A 16936-nucleotide genomic window follows, 5' to 3' on the forward strand; every position below is an offset into this window, starting at 1 on the left:
ACGACCCCGCGGTCGCACAGCTCATTGGTGACGGGACGGAATTCGCGCTGCCCGCCACCCCGGATGGGACGGATTTCGCGCCGGCTCCTGTGCGGCTGCGAGCCCGCGAACACGAGTTACTAGGCTGACCGCCGTGCTGCTTTCCGATCGCGACATTCGTGCCGAGCTGGCCGCCGGGCGGCTCGGGCTGGAACCGTTCGACGAGAAATTGGTTCAGCCGTCGAGTATCGATGTGCGGCTGGATCGAATGTTCCGGGTGTTCAACAACACTCGTTACACCCATATCGATCCCGCGCAACGCCAGGACGAGCTGACCACCCTGGTCGAACCCGGCCAGGGTGAGCCGTTCGTCCTGCATCCGGGCGAATTCGTCCTCGGTTCGACGCTCGAGGTCTGCACCCTGCCCGACGATCTGGCCGGACGCCTGGAGGGTAAATCGAGCCTCGGGCGGCTCGGCCTGCTCACCCATTCCACGGCGGGATTCATCGACCCGGGTTTCAGCGGTCACATCACGCTGGAGTTGTCGAATGTGGCGAATCTGCCGATCACGCTGTGGCCGGGTATGAAGATCGGCCAGCTGTGCCTGTTCCGCCTGAGCAGTCCGTCGGAACACCCGTACGGCAGCGCGGCGGCCGGCTCGAAATATCAGGGCCAACGCGGGCCCACGCCCTCGCGGGCATATATGAATTTCCCGCTGCCGCAGGATTCGATTCCGCAGCCCGCGGAGTCCTGAACAGCACTCGAGGCCGGCGCGGCCCGCAGCAGGCCGCGCCGGCTCGGCATCCGGTCAGCTCGGCGGCAGCACGTGCGCGCCCGATTTATCCGTCGACAGTGCCAGTGAGCTGATGTATTGGATTTCACCCTCCGGTCCCGGAACCGCGGAGGCGATCATGTCGGGCCGTTCGAAGTCCATTCCGGTGACGTGGCAGGTGAGGGTTTCACCGGACGGGTTGCCGTGTTCGTCGAACATGTCCAGCTCGATTCCGTCGTCGCCGCGGCGCAGGTAGTACTTGCCCCGGGTGAGAACCGCGGTGAGCGGGGTGGCGACGAAGGCGATCACGACGGCGACGATCGGCGAATACGGTTTCAACGCGGCGCCGAAGACCCCGAAGAAGGTCATGATCGACAGCACCGCCGACAATCCGAAGCCGACCAGGCCGACGGGGTTGAAGTTGTAGAGCATGCCGCGCCGGAATTCGGGCTGTTTGGGCGAGAGCTTCAGCAGATACTTGTTGACCGCGATATCCGTTGCGACGGTGACGATCCAGGCGATACCGCAGTTGGCGTAGAAGCCGAGGATGTCGTTGAGGAAGTCGAACATATTGGCTTCCATCAGGATCAGCGCGATCGCCAGATTCACCCCGAGGAATACCAGCCGGCCCGGATAGGTCTTGGTGACGCGGGTGAACGAGTTGGTCCACGCCAGCGAACCCGAATAGGCGTTGGTCACATTGATTTTGATCTGTGAGATGACCACCAGCACCACCGCGAGCGTCATCGCCAGCCAGGACGGAACCATATCGCGATAGATCTCCAGGAACTGATGCACCGGCTGATTCGCGATGTCCTGTGCTCCCGGCAGATTCGCGATCAGATAGACCGCGAGGAACAGGCCGACGACCTGTTTGACGGCGCCGAAGATCACCCAGCCCGGCCCCGCCAGCAACATCCAGCCCCACCACTTGCGCGCGTTCTCCGGAGTTTTCGGCGGCATGAACCGCAGATAGTCGATCTGCTCGGCGATCTGAGCGATCAGTGACAGACAGACACCGGCGGCCAGCAGCGCGCCGGAAAGGCTCACGCCCGCACCGTCCTTACCGCCGTAGGCGAAGAACGAGTCGATCGATTCGGGATGGCGGATCAGCAGGAACGCGAACGGCAACACCATCAGCAGCAGCCACAGCGGCGTCGTCCAGACCTGCAGTTTCGCCAGCGTATTCATGCCGTAGACGACCAGCGGGAAGATCAGCACCGTGGAGAGCAGATACCCCAGCCACAGCGGGATGTGCAGGCCCAGATTGAGGCCTTGGGCCATGATCGAGCCCTCGGTGGCGAAGAAGATGAAGGTGAACGAGGCGAACACCAGGTTGGTGATCACCGAACCGTAGTAACCGAACCCACTGCCGCGGGTGATCAGATCCAGATCGATGTTGTAGCGCGCGGCGTAGTACGCCAGCGGAAATCCCGTGATCATGATGATGATCGCGAAGATTCCGATGCCCAGCAACGCGTTTCCGGTGCCGTTCGTGATGCCGATATTCGCGCCGATGGAGAAATCCGCGAGATAGGCGATACCGCCCAGCGCGGAGACGCCCACCACGGCCGGACTCCATTTGCGATAGCTGCGGGGCGCGAAGCGCAGCGTGTAGTCCTCGAGGGTTTCCTTCGTCGCGGCGGCAGCTGTCGCCGGACGGGTTTGCACATCAACCACGATCTACTCCTCATCGTTCCCGCGCTCGGCGCGGCCTTTCGAGGGTGCAGGGCCGATGTGGTGTCCGTTTTGCCACTCGGTTACCGCCGTGTAACGCCCCGCGACGTGCGGTTTTGCGGTCTCCCTTTACCGTGGTGCATGACCTTTGACTCGACAGCGAAGGCGAACGACCCCGGTGCGGGCGCGGCCATCCGGCCCTCCGCGACCGACCGGATCCGCTCCTGGACGGCGCTGATACTGGCCGCCGCACCCACCGCGGCGATCCTCACGGTGGTGCTCTACGGGCTCGGTTTGGCGATGGGTTTCGGCACCCTCGGCATTCTCGCCATCGCGTGGTTCGTGGTGTGCGTTCTCGTCGCGGTGGTGTGCTTCCTGGGCGCCGAGCGGCGGTGGTTGTCGGCGCGATTCGGTGTGCGTGCGCCCACTTCCGGTGAGCGGCACGCGCTGACGACGGCGTGGGAGCGGGTGGCCCGCCGATCCGGCATCGCCTCCTCGTCGCATTCGCTGTGGATCCGGGAGAGCGAGCGTGAACTGCTGCTGCCCCGGCGGATGATCGCGGTACCCGCGGCCGTACTCGGTGCGCCCCCGCGGGTGATCGAAGCGGTGCTCGCCCGGGAACTCGGCTATCGGTCCGAAGGGCGGGTGTCGTTGTGCCAGTTCGTGTTCCGGTACTTCAATCTGCCGCTGGTGTGGCTGGAGCGGGTGTTGCTGTCGGGTCCCGCGGCGGTCGGAGCGTGGCTGACGCGGCGGATGACGCCACCGGCGGCCCGGATCTTCGGTATCGGCTGGAGTGCGGTCAGCCGGGTGCTGGTCGCCTGCCCGGCGATCGCGGCCACCACCGTGATCGTGGGGCTTCCGGCCGCGCTGCTGCTGCGTATCGCTCCGGAGGTGGCGGCCTGCGCTCTCGTGCCGGTCGTGCGTCGCATCGACTATCGGGCCGACCGGGCGGCCGTCGACCTGGGTTACGGTACGGATCTCGGTGTGGCGCTGCAGGAACGGCGGGCGGAGTCCGACGACGCGGCGGCGCTGTACGCACTCTCGGTGTCCGCGTACGCACCGCGCACCGCGGTCGGCGAACGGGTTCGCCACATCCGCGACCGCATGGACGAGCGGGTGCGTATCGCCGGCTATTCCGGGCCGGTGCGTCCGGGAGGCGGTGCGGCACAGGGCTTCCCGGGTCGCGATCGCTGAGGTGGCGGATCGGCCGGTGAGTGAGCCGCCGGTTCAGCAGTCCTCGAAGGCGGCTTTGACATATCCCGAGGACTGATACAGGTACTGGTAGGCCCACCGTGCCACACCGATGTGCGGCTGCGCGTCGACGAGCAGAATCTCACCGCCCCAGCACTTTCCGAGCACGTACCGGGCGCGCGAGATGTGCGGGGTGAAGGTCACCACGATCACACGCCGCCAGTTCTCCCGTGCCGCGCGGGCGGCCAGTTCGCGTCCCTCGCCGCGCGTGGTGCGCGGATCGGGATCGAAGCAGCTCACGCGGAAGCTGTATCCGCCGTGACAGATTCGGTTGATCAGCGGGGAGTGGTCGTAGGGATCGGAGAAAACCACCTGCGGGGCGTAACCGTCGTGGGCCAGGCGCAGCGCCAGCTCCTCGCGGCCGTCGTGGGCACCGCCGAGGACCAGGATGGCATCGGCAGGGCGCGGTGCGTCGGTTCGCGGGCGCACATACACCGGCCACAGCGCCGCCACCGCGACGGCGAGCACGAGCACCACCCCCACCGCACCGCGCACCCACCACCGTTTTCGCACTCTGCGATGGTAGGTGGTCGGCGAATGCGCTGATCGGCGGCGGTTTCTCCCTGTACACCCACTGTTGCCTGCGCCCTCGCCTCGTGGACGCGGACCGGCCATACCCGCCGCGTATCAATCGACTATGCGTCTGACGGTATTCGGGACGGGATATCTGGGAGCCACCCATGCCGCCTGCATGGCCGAGCTCGGTCACGAGGTGCTCGGGGTGGACATCGACCCCGGCAAGGTGGCCAAATTGTCCGACGGCGTCGTGCCGTTCTACGAACCCGGCCTGGAAGCGGTGCTGCGCCGCAACCTCGACGCCGGGCGACTGCGCTTCACCACCTCCTACGAGGAGGCGGCAGCGCACGCCGACGCCCACTTTCTCGGCGTCGGCACCCCGCAGAAGAAGGGGGAATACGGCGCGGATCTGAAATATGTCCACGCCGTGGCCGATTCGCTGGCGCCGCTGCTGGAGCGGCCGTCGGTGCTGATCGGCAAGTCGACGGTGCCCGTCGGCACGGCCGCGGAACTGGGCCGCCGGATGCGGGCCCGCGCCCACACCGACGTCGAGGTCGCCTGGAATCCGGAATTCCTGCGCGAGGGGTTCGCGGTGCGCGACACGCTGCGGCCCGATCGGCTGGTCCTCGGTGTCGACGGCGAACGCGAACGCGCCGACTGGGTGCGAGCGCAGGTGCGCGAGATCTACGCCGACCTGATCGCCGCGCAGGTGCCGTTCCTGCTCACCGATCTGGCCACCGCGGAACTGGTGAAGGTGTCGGCCAACGCGTTCCTGGCCACCAAGATCTCGTTCATCAACGCCGTCTCCGAGGTCTGCGAGGCCACCGGGGCCGATGTCACGATGCTGGCGGACGCGCTGGGCCACGACGCCCGCATCGGCCGGCGTTTTCTCAACGCCGGGCTGGGTTTCGGCGGTGGCTGCCTGCCCAAGGACATTCGCGCGTTCATGGCCCGCGCGGGGGAGCTCGGCGCCGATCACGCGGTCGCGTTCCTGCGTGAGGTCGACAACATCAACATGCGCCGGCGCACCAAGGTGGTCGATATGGCGGCCAAGGCGTGCGGCGGTTCGCTGCTGGGCGCCAACGTGGCGGTACTGGGCGCGGCCTTCAAACCGGAATCCGACGATGTGCGCGATTCGCCCGCGCTGAACGTGGCCGGAATGATCCAGCTGCACGGCGCGGTGGTCACGGTCTACGACCCGAAAGCGCTGGAGAACTCCCGTCGTGTCTTTCCGACGCTGAACTACGCGACCTCGGTGGCGGAGGCGTGTGATCGGGCGGATGTGGTGCTGGTTCTCACGGAATGGGACGAGTTCACCGCACTTTCGCCGCGCGACCTCGAGCCGGTGGTGCGCGGGCGTTCCATCATCGACGGACGCAACTGTCTCGAGCGCGCCGCCTGGACCGCCGCGGGATGGGTGTACGCGGGACTCGGCACGTCGTAGTGTGGCGGGAGCCAGGTAGAGTGGCGGCGCCCTGCGGCATGCGCATCGGGCCCGTTCACGGCGGCCTGGGAACGCTCGCACGGCCCAGCGCAGGCCGTCGGGGGCGGTGGCCGGGGCGTACCGGTCGTGAGGCGTGAAACGAGATGGGCGGCAGATGAGTTCGGTACTGGGAGTTTCGGTGGGGGCCGGCGCCATTCGCGTCGCGATCCCACATCCCGGTAACTCCGCCGAACGATTCGTCGCCACCGCCTTCGACGTGCAGGCGATGCCGGTCGGCGAACAGTACTCCATGGACGATGTGGCCGCCGAAACCGTCGGCGCCGTCTTCGGTTCCGCGCCGGAGATCGCCGCGACCGCGCTGGCCTATCGCAACGAACAGCATGCGCGCACGCTGCGGGGCGCCCTCGCGCGCCGCCAGCTCACCAATTACGAACTCGTGCCCGAGGTCGCGGCGGCGCGGGAATTCCTGCGCGCCACCGGTGAACTGCAGGGGTATCGCACGGTCGCACTCTACGACCTCGGCAGTTCCGGGCTCTCGGTCAGCGTGATCGACGTCGAGTCCGGAAAGGTGAGCCACAGCGAGCGGACCAGCGATATCAGCGGCGACTATCTGGATTCGCTGATCCGCGAACAGCAGATCGCCTCGGGCCGGATCGAACATCCGCCCACCGCACAGGGTTTGGCGGCTCTGGACGGCGTATGCCGGCAGGCCAAGGAGCAGCTGTCGAGCACCACGGCGGTCGCGGTGCCGTCCGAGCACGGCCTGGTGTTGTTGTCGCAGGAGAACTTCGAAGCGCTGATCATGCTCGCCGTCGAATCCTCGGCTCGCATGACCCGCGATGTGATGATGCGCTCCGAACAGGCCGTGCAGGCGGTCTTCGTGATCGGCGGTTGCGCCCGGATTCCTCTGATCGCGCGCATTCTGGAGCGGTGGATGGGGATGCCGGTGCTGGTGCCCGCCGATCCGGAGACGGTGATCGTGCGCGGCGCGGCACTACTCGCCCGCCCCGCCCAGGTGGCCGCACCCGCGCCCGTGCCGCAGGCGCCCGGGCCCGGATCCGCCGACGACACCGTGCAATTGGCGCCGGTGTGGCTGTCCGAGGATGCGCTGCGACGCGCGCGCAAGCGGAACAAGGCGCGCGCCACGAACTCACTCGGCGGCAAGGTGGGGGCCGTCGGTGCCGGTCGTCGCCGGGAGTTGAGCGTGGCCGGGGTGGCGGTCGGTGCGCTGGTCGTCGTCGCCGCGCTCGGGATCGGGCTGGGCTGGGGCCAATCGGTTCTGCGTGGCGATTCGCAGAGCAACACCTCCGCCTCCAGTTCGGTGCCCGCCGCGCCGCCGCGCGCCTCCGCGGCCCCCTCGGTCGCGCCGACCACCGATGCCACCAACGCCTCGGTGGCCGCGCCCACTCCGAACTGGCAGGCGCCGACCACCACGACCACACCGCCGCCGCCGGGCCCGCCGACCATCGTCGTCCCGGGCCTGCCGCCGATCGTGGTGCCGACCATTCCACCGCTGCTACCACCGTTCCCGCCGCGGCAGTAGGCCGTGTCGCCGACGGGATTAGCCTGTTCATCACCTGTCGGCAGGTCCGAGGAGTGTGCGAGATGCCCCCTGTTCAGGTCGCGGTCTGCGGGCCGCGCGACTGCACGGATGCCGAGGCCGACACCGCCCGGGAGGTCGGGCGGCTGCTGGCTCGGGCCGGGGCGGTCGTGTTGTGCGGCGGCGGAACCGGGGTGATGGCGGCGGTCGCCGAGGGCGCGGCGGCCGAAGGCGGCCTGGTGATCGGAATACGGCCGGACGCCGATCGAGCGGGTGTGTGACGCACTCTCCGCCGTCGTGTTCACGAATATGGGTGAAGCGCGCAACGCGATTCTGGTCTCGTCGGCGGATGCGGTGATCGTGGTGGGCGGTTCCTGGGGAACGCTGTCGGAACTGGCGCTCGCCAATCGCCGCGGGGGCGTACCGGTGGTGTCGATCGGCGGATGGCAGATCCTCGATGCCGAGGGCCGAGCGGTCGAGGGAAGTCACCGGGCAGCGAATGCGGCCGAGGCGGCCGCATTCGCCGTGGCCGGTGTTCGCCCCGGCGGATCACCTCGGGGCGCGATTCCGGTGCGGGAGAAGAACTCCTGACGGGAGCGGGCGTCTTCGCGCAGCGTGCCCAGCAGCGTCGAGGTGACCGTGGTCGTGCCCGCGGCCTGTACTCCGCACAGGGTCATGCAGGTCCCCTTCCATCCCCTCGCCACCCAAGCCCCCGGCCCGGTCTGCGGCCTCAACCACGCCTATCCACGCGGGGTGCTGTCGGGTCTGAAAGCCGAGACGCTCGCTGGCGCCGACCGCCGGCGAATGCTGCGTGGAACTCCGCCTCGTGCAGTAGGGGGTGGGCGGCGGCTGGCTCAGGCGAAGACCTCGTCCAGTGTGGTCGCGGTGAGGATGCGTGCTGTCCAGGTGCGTACTTGCTCGGTGGTGCCCGCGTGGACGGTCTCGGTGATGTGTGTGGGTAGTGGAGCGAATTTGAGGGTGAGCAGTTCGATCAGTGCTTCTGCGCGACCGCGTGCCTCGCCGCGCGCTTCGCCGCGCGCTTCGCCCTCTGCGCGGAGCCGTTCTGCTGTGGTCACGAATATCTCCTTCGCTGGTGGTCCGAGTTGGTCGATCACGGGCACCAGATCGGCTTCGGCGGTGTCGCCGACTGTCATCACGTACGTCATCGCGGCCTGGAACTCGACTTTTCCGTCCGGGCCGGACAGTAGCGCGCGCAGATCGTCGATCAACGAAATTATATCGGCACCGACGCCGGTCTCACGGGGTGCGATCTTGTGCAGCGTGAGCATCACTCTGGTCGCTGGTGTGAGGTCGCGAGCCAGAAGTGCCGGCAGGTCGAGGGCAGCGACGTCGTCCAGCAGAAACCGTAGCCGCGGCACATAAGGTTGCAGCGCTTCCCGGGTAGATGGCTCGAGGTCGACGAGTTCGGCGACTTCTGTCGGAGCGTTCCAGCGGCGGCCGCTGTGGTTGTTGTGCACGACCAGTGGAATGACGGCGGGCAGGGTGCGCTCTTCGGGTCGATGATTCCGGTGCTGGTTCCAGATGTTGACGACGTATTCCAAGATGCGCAGGGCCATGAAATGGTCGCTGCGGCTTTGGTGTTCGATCAGCAAGTAGATGTAGGCGGGATGGCCGTCGAGGCGAGTGCGGTAGAGCAGGTCGCTGTAGCGGGAGCGCAGATCTGCGGAGACGAAGCTGCCGGACTGCAAACGTAATGTGTCCCAGTCGATCCGATCGGTGACGGCCGCCGGGAGCGCCGCGCGGAGTTCGCACGCGGCATCGGCTGGGCGGCTCAGTACGCGCCGGAAGTAGGCGTCGTGCGGGTTCGACGGGTTGGCGGGCATGGACGCGAAGCTACCTCGAGGCTATGACAGCCGGAGGGGTTCAGTTGTAGACCATGCGCCCAATCGGCGTAGCGCGCCGGGCGCCGAAACGAGTTGGCCACGAACAATATTCAGCAAATCACCGATGTGTCGGTGCCCAAGTCGCGGCGGCCGAGACCGGGTCCCACCGCTCGAGCAGCAATCGAATGTCGTGCGCTGTCGCGTGGGCAGAAAAGGGGTCGAGCGGCCGGCGCCGGGCGATCTATTATCGCCCGGTGGCGGACGCGGTGAACAGGCAGTGGGTGCTGAGGCGACGGCCGCTCGGGGCACTGCGGGACGAGGATTTCGAGTTGAGGGATGTGCCGGTGCCGGTTCCGTGGCGTGGTGAAGCCCTGATTCGGGTGCATTGGCTGGGGATCGATCCCACACAGCGGGGCTGGCTCAACGAGTCCGACAATTATATCGACGCCGTGCCGATCGGCGCGGTGATGCGTGGCAGTGGTGTCGGGCAGGTGGTTCGCTCGAACGACCCGGATTTCCCGGTGGGTAGCTGGGTCGCGGGAATGGTGGGATGGCAGGACTATGTCGTTCGATCGGCGGGCGGGTTGTTCGGATTGAACCTTGTGCCCGACGGCGTGCCCCCTACATCGATGCTGAGCCTGTTCGGACCGCCGGGCTTGACCGCGTACTTCGGTATGACGGATATCGGCCGACCAGAGCCCGGCCAGACGGTGCTGGTTTCGGCGGCGGCCGGTATCACCGGATCCATCGCGGGGCAAATAGCAAAGGCGTTGGGCTGCAAAGTTATCGGTATCGCCGGCGGCCCGGAAAAGTGCTCCTGGGTCATCGAGCATGCGGGACTGGATGCCGCCGTCGACTACAAGCACGAGGATATCGATGCGCGTCTGACCCATCTCGCCCCCAATGGTGTCGATGTGTTCTTCGACGGTGTCGGCGGCCGTATTCTCGAATACGGTCTGGCGCACCTGGCACCTCGCGCCCGTGTGGTCCTGGCCGGGGCGATCTCATCCGGCTATCAGGGTGCCGATCCGCCGTTGGGGCCGCGGAACTATATGAGGCTGGCGCTGGACCGGGCGCGCATGGAAGGGTTCATCTTCCTCGATTACCTCGACCGTTTCCCGGAAGCTTTCACGGCATTGCACGGCTGGCAGGCTCAGGGAGCGATCACCATTGCCGAAACCGTCAGCAGGGGACTGGAATCCGCGCCGAGCGCATTACGCGCCGTCTTCGAGGGGCGCAATCTCGGCAAGCAACTGGTCGAGGTCGCAGAATCCTGACAAGTCCTGAGCGCAAAAACGCTCAGGCCTGGTCGAACGCGCCGCTTCTCGCGCCGCCGACGAAGGCATTCCATTCGCCGGGGGAGAAGATCAATGCCGGGCCGGAGGGGTTCTTGCTGTCGCGGACGCCGACCATGTCGTGGTCGAGGAAGGCGACCTCGACGCATTCCTTGCCGCCCTGGCTGCGACTGCTCTTGAACCAGCGGGCTCCCGATAGGTCGACCTTCACTCTGCATACTCCTCTGCGCTCTCCAGACCGAGAGCCCGGCTCGCGGTGGTGTCCAGCGCTACACGCGGCGTGTTCACGCTCGATCGAACGAGCCGCTTTTCGCTCCGTCGACGAAGGCGTTCCACTCGGCAGGGGTGAAGGTGAGCGCCGGGCCGGAGGGGTTCTTGCTGTCGCGGACGCCGACCATGTCGTGGTCGAGGAAGGCGACCTCGACGCACTCCGAATTACCGGAACTGTGCGTGCTCTTGAACCACTGCGCCTCCGCCAGACGGTCATTGCTCACTTGGTTGCGTCCTTCCGTGCTGCTCGCCGTAGCAGCGTCCTGCTGGCCACGGCATCCAGCGCTGTGTGCTGGATGGTCGCGGATGCCCTGCGATACCGCTGGACGTCCGCGTCTTCCTCAAGGTACATGTCACCGGTGTAGTTCTCGACGTACACGACTGTCGGTTCGGCTACGCCGTTGGAGCTGGCTTCGAAGTCGAGAATGGCGAACGGCCCTACCGGTGTGCCGAGCGGAAAGCCGACCGAGTACGGCAGCACACGGACGGTGACGTTCGGTCTGGTGCTGATATCGGCCAGGTGCCTCAGCTGGCTTGCTGTGACGGAATGATTCCCCACAACCGTGTGAAGAACAGATTCGTGAAGCACGAGATCAACGACGACCGGCGCCTTCTTGCGAGTAAGTATCTTCTGGCGCTGCAATTTCAGTTGGATACGGCGCGCGTGCTCCTCCTCGGACTCCTTCGGGAAGTAGATGCGGTTCAGTGCGCTGGCGTAGTCGGCAGTCTGGAACAACCCGGGGACGATATCCGGTCGCCAGATTTCCATGGAGCGCGCGTCTGTCTCCAACCGCATGTACACGTCGAAGTTCGCCCGAATGAGATCGTTGAACGAGTTGTACCAGGTCTTTTCGGCTACCTGACGCGCCAGTTCGATCATGGCGCCGACCTGGTTCTCGGGAATCTCGAGGATTTTGCCGAGTTCGACGAGGTCACGGTCGAGGACCTTGCCCGGTTCACCTCGTTCGAGTCGTGCGTACTTGCTGTGACTCCACTGCATGGCTTTCGCCACGGCCTCTTGGGTGAGTGAGGTGTTCTCTTCGCGCTGGCGGCGAACGAAGCGCCCCAGCTGTCGTCGCGGCAATGATGCGCGTTCGTCGGCCACGTAGCCCCCTTGGCAGTACCAGAACTTGGCAGAAGTCGACTGCCATCATGGCAGCGGTGCTGGGGATTCGCCCGGGTTTTGGCAGATGCCGTTATGACAGTGTCAATTCGACCTGAAGGTGGTGCACTGGAATCGAGGGAAGGCAGCCGCAATGCTCGCCACCGGGTGGCGTGGTCCGGCTGTTGCAGGCCGGTGGTACGACAGGTGAAAGCCGCTGGGGCACAGCTTTTTACGACGTTAAGGGGACGGTCCTGTGCCGCCTATTCGAATCGAGGGAGCGATGAATCGAGAATGTGGAGATGTGCCGGCGGGCGGTGGGGGAGCCCCGGAGGCTTGGGGCATGATCTACCGGCGTGCGTTCGGGTTGGATGCCCACGTGCAGCCGGGCTCGGGGCGGCTGGTCGTGCGTGGGGGAAAGACGTTGGCCGCCTTGACGATGCCGAGTGCACTCGGCGCGCGGGTGCGCGGGCGGTTGGTCGACAAATCCGGGTCAGCCGGGCCGATCATCGCTCATCCGCGTTCGATGCGGTGGACCTTTCTCACGGTTCCCGCCGATGCCGATCTGACAGATCCGTTGCTGCATGCCGAGATGTTTCGGCATTACGTCGACATCGCCGGTGTGAATGCCGAGATCGTGCTTCCCTCTCCGGGATTTCTGCAGTCGGATGTGTACCGGTTGTGGACCGATGCGCCCGTCGGTGATCACCGCCCCCTGGCGGGTGACGTGCTGACTGCGGTTCGGGAATGCGTTGCGGCACAGAGGGTGCGGTGACATGAACCTGGTGCTCATGGTCGGGTTGTGCTTCGGCACCATCTGCCTGGTCCGCGCTGCGGTCGGCGTGAGGCTCCCGGAATCGTGCCCGCGTCGGATGCCGTTGCCGGCCAGGCAATCCGACACCATTCCGCTGCCGGTGGATGTTCAGCACATCAGGGAGCGCCTGGAGCTGGAAGAACTCGGGTTGCGGTGGTGCCGTGATCGGTGCGGTGCCGGATGACGACCCGCATCACCGAAGTGCGCGGGCTGCGCGCGACGTGGCGGCACGGACGCGACGGCATCGAAATTATCGACGTACGCGGCGCATTCGGCGAGGCCGAGGATTCTTTCCCGCCAGGCACCGATCTCGCCGCCGCGCGAGAGCTGCGTCCGGATCTGGGGGACCTGTGGGATGTGGTTCGCCGCGAATTCTGGGATCACTACCTCGCCGCCCGCGTGGTGCGCGACGAGCCGGTCGGCGTCGATGATGACGGAGCGCGGCAATCGAGAGTTGTTCTCGCACTGGGCGATCGTCACCACCGGCGCCTCCTGCGATACCCATGCGGGGGCGTGCCCGAGCGGCGTGTGGGGGCCCTATCCGCTGCGCGAAGCGGAGTACGTGGTCACGACCATCGCCCCGAGTCACAACCCGCACGTCGTTCCGTTCTGGACGCGAGGAGTGGGACCCGGGGAGCGCGGACGTACCGCTACGGATTCGGACACCGCCACAACCGCCGGTGAGGGCGCGAAGATCATTCCGCTGCAATCCGATTCGCGGAAGCGGCGATGAACCCGCCTGCTCTCAGGCCGCCAGATTCGCCAGCTGCGGAAGTCGCGACACCAGCGCGTCGAGCTCCTCGCGCCAGCGGCGATGCACATTGAGGCGCTCGGGCGCTCCGGTGTGCGGCATGCGGTAGTACACCTTCGACCAGAGCGGGTTGATCTTCATCTCCGTGAACATGGCCGTGCTGAAATGCTCGGCGCAGACCAGGCTCGCGGGCCGGCCCGACCACTTGTTCGCCTCGACGATGACGACCGACGTATTGGTCAGCACCACGAAGTAGTACTTGCGCACGAACAGCATCGCGAACCGCACGTAGGGCAGATCGTCCACCCACGGGCTCGGGCCGGTGATCGCCTGGAAGGCCAGCTGCATCTGCTCGCCCGGAGGGGCGAATTCGGCCAGCTTCTCGGCCAGCTGTTTCTGAATCGTCGATTTACGGAATGCCATGCGGCCCACCCCCGTTGAAGAACTCCACCGGCACCGTGCCGGTGGAACGCAACGACCTTAGCGGCATTCCCGCGCGCCTGCCACCCCGGATTCCGGCCCGACGCGACGTGCCGCGATCCGGCAACTACCCGACACTCGCCGTGGCGCTGTCCAGTGCCTCCAGGGCGGCGAGTTCCCCGGTCAGTTTGGCGCGGATCGCGGTGATCGCGTCCCGGCCGATCGGCAGTCGCAGCGGCGGCGTGGGAGATTCGACCGCGGCGATGATCCGGCGCGCGGCGTCGTCCGGATCGCCGTAGACGCTGGGATCCAGTGTGGACAATCGGTCGTAGGCCGCTCGGACGCTGTCGCCGTAGTCCGGATGGGCAGCGGGTGTAATCCTTAGCGACGCAACGAAACCGGTGCCGAACATGCCGGGCTCGACGATGGTCACATCGATGCCGAGATGGGCGACCTCCCGGAGCAGTCCTTCGTTCATGCCCTCGACCGCGAATTTCGTTGCGGCATACAGGCCCAGCCCCGGTGACGGCGCGGCGACACCGGCGACAGACGAGATCTGCACGAGGTGACCGCTCCGCTGCTCGCGCAATACCGGCAGCGCGGCGCGGACGACGTTGAGCGATCCGAAGACATTGGTCTCGAATACCGCGCGTACGTCACTGTCCGGAATCTCTTCCAGCGCACCGAAAACCCCGTAACCGGCGTTGTTCACCACGACATCGATCCGTCCGAAGGTCTGCTTCGCCTGCTCGATCGCGTGCCGGGACTGCTCGGCGTCGGTGACGTCCAGTGGGGCGACCAGGATCTGTTCGGGATGCTCGGCCGCAAGCGCCCGCAGGGCCCGTGCGCGCTCGGGATCGCGGGCCGTCGCGGCGACCCGGCCGCCGGCGGACGCGACCGCGCGAGTCAGTGCGAATCCGAATCCGGAGGAGGCGCCCGTGATCAGCCACACCTTGCCTGTCGCCATCGTATGCCTCTCATCTGCTGTTAATTAGGAAACTGCTCGTATCGTATCCAAAACGCTAGACTTGCGCCATGGTCGATATGACACAGTCGCGCGGGCCGGGCCGGCCGCGTAGCGAGCGTTCGAGGCGCGCGGTGCTCGCGGCGGCCCGCGACCTGCTGACCGACCGCGGACTGCCGGGGCTGAGTGTCGACGAGATCGCCACACACGCGGGAGTCAGCAAGAACACCATCTACCGCTGGTGGCCCACGAAGGCGGCCGTCCTGATGGATGCCTTCACCGACGCCTTCGCGGACCGGATGAGCGTCCCCGCCGAAGGCGATGCCCTGACCCGTCTGCGGACCACGGTCCGCCGGGTGGCGACGCTGATGAGCGATCCCGACGCCCGGCGCCCCTTCGTGGCCCTGGTCGCCGCGGCGCAACACGACCCGGAATTGGCTGCGGCGCTGCGGGATCGGTTCATCGCCGGGCGCCGGGCCGAGGTGGGAGAGCTCCTCGCCGACGCCCGATCCACCGGCGGTCTTCCCGCCGGCTTCGACCCGGACACCGCCATCGATCTGATCTACGGCGCTCTCTACTACCGGCTGCTGATCAGTGGGGAGAGCGTCGATTCCGGCTACGCGGACCGAATCCTCACGGCGATGGGCCTGCTTCCGGACTGAACGACCGTGGACGAGACCGACGGTCGCGTCCGATTAGCGCCAGCACCGTCCGGCACCGATTCCTAGCGTCGTCCTCATGGACAACGACCTGCTGATCGACACCCGTGATCCGATCCTGCGCCCAGCCGTCGTCGCACTCATGGCGGTGGGTGCGGGACTCGGCACCGCCACCATGTACGTACTGCAGCCGGGTATCGCGGCGGTGGCGGGCTCGCTGCGCGCATCGGTCGCGGAAATGGGGATCGCGCTGGCGTGCGGGCCGGTCGGCTATCTGCTCGGACTGGCACTCCTGGTGCCTCTGGTGGACCGACACCCACCTCGGACGGTGGTTTCGCTGCAGTTCGCCGCGCTGGCCGCGGCATCGGCGATCGGCGCCGCGGTCGGGGTGGTGTGGTTGCTCGGCCCGGTGATCGGGCTGATCGGTGCGGCGTCCTCGGTGGGAGCCCAGATGAGTTCCGTGGCAGGACGTTTCGCGGAACCGAGCCGGCGCGCGACGGTGCTGGGGACGGTGACGGCCGGGATCTCGGCCGGAATACTGGCCGGGCGAATCGTCGGCGGTTGGCTCACCGACCTCATCGGCTGGCGGGGCATGCTGCTCGTCTTCGCGGCGGCCTGTGTGGCACTCGCGGCGGCCACCCGATTCGTGCTGCCGGCCGCGACCCCCACGGTGGCCTCCGGCTACCTGACGATGCTGCGCGGGCTGCCGGGACTGTTCACCCGATATCCGTTGCTGCGGTCGGCGGCCGGACGCGGCGCGTTGTGGTTCTTCGCCTTCTGTACGGTGTGGGCCGGGCTCGCGGCGGCCCTGTCGCAGCCGCCGTTCTCCTATTCGTCCGAGCGAATCGGCTTGTACGCGTTCGCGGGACTGGCCGGTGTCGCCGCGACCCGCATCGCGGGGGCGTGGACGGATCGGGTCGGGGCGCGTCGCGTGATCCTGGTGGGACTCGTCGTCGCCGCCACCGCCGCCGTGACACTTGCTGTGGCACTGTCGAATACGGTGATCGCCCTCGTCTGCCTCGGTCTGTTCGACGCGGGCCTGTTCGCGGCGCAGGTCGCCAATCAGAGCACGGTGCTGGCCATCGACCCGGGCTCACCGGCGCGGTTCAACAGCGCCTACATGGTGGTGTACTTCGTCGGTGGCAGCGCCGGCACGGCCTTCGGCGCGGCCGCGGTGAGCTGGTTCGGCTGGGCCACCACCGCGGTGATCGCGGCCCTCGCGATCGTGGTGGCGACAGTGACGACCGCCGGCGGATCACTCGGTCATTCCTCGTAACCTGTTGTGGGCCATCCTGATCGGTTGCGTGGTTGCGGGTCGTTCCGAGGATGGCGTTCCGCATCCGGTCGCGGCGGACGGGTGGGCCAGCTCGGCCGGGGCTCGTCGTGGGGGCGGCCGGACGGGACGCGCCGGTGGCCGCCGGTCGCCTCTCCGGTTCGGCCGTCGATGCGGCGGTGGCTGCCGGTGTCGGCCCGGCGATCGTCGATGCGCCGGTGACTGCCCGTATCGGTCCGGCGATCGTCGATACGCCGGTGGCCGCCGGTGTCGGCGCGGTCGTCGACGCGGCGTTGGCCTCCGGTCGCATCGGTCGAAGGGGCAGTGCGTCGACGGGTAGGTGGCCCGCCCGGACGTCCTTCGAC

The 16936-nt window shown here is 67.0% G+C and carries 20 protein-coding genes; 11 read left to right on the forward strand and 9 right to left on the reverse strand.

What is annotated here, in order from left to right; translation table 11 throughout:
• Positions 1 to 133 precede the first annotated feature (133 nt).
• A complete protein-coding gene (gene dcd / locus ON23_RS32915) occupies positions 134 to 733 on the forward strand; it encodes a dCTP deaminase (RefSeq protein ID WP_039783301.1) in 600 nt (199 codons plus the stop codon).
• A gap of 54 nt (positions 734 to 787) precedes the next feature.
• Here the strand turns inward: dcd and ON23_RS32920 are convergent, their stop codons facing one another.
• Entirely contained in the window at positions 788 to 2431 is a 1644-nt protein-coding gene (locus tag ON23_RS32920) for a purine-cytosine permease family protein (protein WP_245556263.1), read from the reverse strand.
• A 138-nt stretch (positions 2432 to 2569) separates the two neighbouring features.
• Between ON23_RS32920 and ON23_RS32925 the strand changes: the two genes are divergently transcribed.
• On the forward strand, positions 2570 to 3622 hold the full coding sequence (locus ON23_RS32925) for a M48 family metalloprotease (protein ID WP_039783305.1): 1053 nt from the start codon (positions 2570 to 2572) through the stop codon (positions 3620 to 3622).
• A 33-nt stretch (positions 3623 to 3655) separates the two neighbouring features.
• On the opposite strand, the gene ON23_RS32930 is transcribed toward ON23_RS32925, so the two are convergent.
• The gene (locus ON23_RS32930) at positions 3656 to 4192 is read right to left on the reverse strand and encodes a YdcF family protein (RefSeq protein ID WP_039783307.1); all 537 of its coding nucleotides are present in this window, start codon (positions 4190 to 4192) and stop codon (positions 3656 to 3658) included.
• A gap of 124 nt (positions 4193 to 4316) precedes the next feature.
• Here ON23_RS32930 and ON23_RS32935 point away from each other — a divergent pair, with 124 nt between their 5' ends.
• The 4 genes from ON23_RS32935 to ON23_RS39645 all read left to right on the forward strand — a co-directional run bounded on the left by ON23_RS32935 (position 4317) and on the right by ON23_RS39645 (position 7770).
• Complete coding sequence (locus tag ON23_RS32935; RefSeq protein ID WP_039783309.1) at positions 4317 to 5639, forward strand: UDP-glucose dehydrogenase family protein; 1323 nt, start codon at positions 4317 to 4319, stop codon at positions 5637 to 5639.
• A gap of 154 nt (positions 5640 to 5793) precedes the next feature.
• Entirely contained in the window at positions 5794 to 7182 is a 1389-nt protein-coding gene (locus tag ON23_RS32940) for a DUF7159 family protein (protein ID WP_039783311.1), read from the forward strand.
• A 62-nt stretch (positions 7183 to 7244) separates the two neighbouring features.
• Entirely contained in the window at positions 7245 to 7460 is a 216-nt protein-coding gene (locus ON23_RS39640; RefSeq protein ID WP_167331918.1) for an SLOG cluster 4 domain-containing protein, read from the forward strand.
• 16 nt (positions 7461 to 7476) lie between these two features.
• Complete coding sequence (locus tag ON23_RS39645) at positions 7477 to 7770, forward strand: SLOG cluster 4 domain-containing protein (RefSeq protein ID WP_373282269.1); 294 nt, start codon at positions 7477 to 7479, stop codon at positions 7768 to 7770.
• A gap of 263 nt (positions 7771 to 8033) precedes the next feature.
• Here ON23_RS39645 and ON23_RS32950 read toward each other — a convergent pair whose 3' ends face one another.
• Positions 8034 to 9023, reverse strand: coding sequence for an Rpn family recombination-promoting nuclease/putative transposase (locus ON23_RS32950; RefSeq protein ID WP_039783313.1), 990 nt, complete (start codon positions 9021 to 9023; stop codon positions 8034 to 8036).
• Between the two features lie 254 nt (positions 9024 to 9277).
• Here ON23_RS32950 and ON23_RS32955 point away from each other — a divergent pair, with 254 nt between their 5' ends.
• Positions 9278 to 10300, forward strand: coding sequence for an NADP-dependent oxidoreductase (locus ON23_RS32955; protein WP_039783315.1), 1023 nt, complete (start codon positions 9278 to 9280; stop codon positions 10298 to 10300).
• 22 nt (positions 10301 to 10322) lie between these two features.
• Here the strand turns inward: ON23_RS32955 and ON23_RS38750 are convergent, their stop codons facing one another.
• The 3 genes from ON23_RS38750 to ON23_RS32970 all read right to left on the reverse strand — a co-directional run bounded on the left by ON23_RS38750 (position 10323) and on the right by ON23_RS32970 (position 11693).
• The gene (locus ON23_RS38750; protein WP_039783317.1) at positions 10323 to 10529 is read right to left on the reverse strand and encodes a DUF397 domain-containing protein; all 207 of its coding nucleotides are present in this window, start codon (positions 10527 to 10529) and stop codon (positions 10323 to 10325) included.
• A 73-nt stretch (positions 10530 to 10602) separates the two neighbouring features.
• Entirely contained in the window at positions 10603 to 10812 is a 210-nt protein-coding gene (locus ON23_RS38755) for a DUF397 domain-containing protein (protein ID WP_039783319.1), read from the reverse strand.
• On the reverse strand, positions 10809 to 11693 hold the full coding sequence (locus ON23_RS32970) for a helix-turn-helix domain-containing protein (protein WP_039783321.1): 885 nt from the start codon (positions 11691 to 11693) through the stop codon (positions 10809 to 10811). Before ON23_RS32970 ends, ON23_RS38755 begins: the two co-directional genes overlap by 4 nt.
• A gap of 340 nt (positions 11694 to 12033) precedes the next feature.
• Between ON23_RS32970 and ON23_RS32975 the strand changes: the two genes are divergently transcribed.
• Complete coding sequence (locus tag ON23_RS32975) at positions 12034 to 12465, forward strand: hypothetical protein (protein ID WP_051043684.1); 432 nt, start codon at positions 12034 to 12036, stop codon at positions 12463 to 12465.
• A gap of 147 nt (positions 12466 to 12612) precedes the next feature.
• Here the strand turns inward: ON23_RS32975 and ON23_RS38305 are convergent, their stop codons facing one another.
• The 3 genes from ON23_RS38305 to ON23_RS32995 form a co-directional block, all read right to left on the reverse strand.
• Complete coding sequence (locus tag ON23_RS38305) at positions 12613 to 12987, reverse strand: hypothetical protein (protein ID WP_157170359.1); 375 nt, start codon at positions 12985 to 12987, stop codon at positions 12613 to 12615.
• Positions 12988 to 13249: 262 nt separating this feature from the next.
• A complete protein-coding gene (locus tag ON23_RS32990) occupies positions 13250 to 13678 on the reverse strand; it encodes a hypothetical protein (protein WP_039783330.1) in 429 nt (142 codons plus the stop codon).
• Between the two features lie 124 nt (positions 13679 to 13802).
• On the reverse strand, positions 13803 to 14642 hold the full coding sequence (locus ON23_RS32995; protein WP_039783332.1) for an SDR family NAD(P)-dependent oxidoreductase: 840 nt from the start codon (positions 14640 to 14642) through the stop codon (positions 13803 to 13805).
• A 68-nt stretch (positions 14643 to 14710) separates the two neighbouring features.
• On the opposite strand from ON23_RS32995, the gene ON23_RS33000 reads away from it, so the two are divergent.
• From ON23_RS33000 to ON23_RS39015, 3 genes are all read left to right on the forward strand, one after another.
• The gene (locus tag ON23_RS33000) at positions 14711 to 15301 is read left to right on the forward strand and encodes a TetR/AcrR family transcriptional regulator (protein ID WP_063821387.1); all 591 of its coding nucleotides are present in this window, start codon (positions 14711 to 14713) and stop codon (positions 15299 to 15301) included.
• 76 nt (positions 15302 to 15377) lie between these two features.
• Positions 15378 to 16574: an MFS transporter gene (locus tag ON23_RS33005; protein ID WP_039783334.1), complete on the forward strand. Its 1197-nt coding sequence runs from the start codon at positions 15378 to 15380 to the stop codon at positions 16572 to 16574.
• A gap of 134 nt (positions 16575 to 16708) precedes the next feature.
• The coding region (locus ON23_RS39015) for a hypothetical protein (protein ID WP_218001141.1) at positions 16709 to 16936 on the forward strand (228 nt) is incomplete at its 3' end.

Origin of the sequence: Nocardia cerradoensis NBRC 101014 (assembly GCF_000308535.1) — a bacterium.
Lineage (GTDB): Bacteria > Actinomycetota > Actinomycetes > Mycobacteriales > Mycobacteriaceae > Nocardia > Nocardia cerradoensis.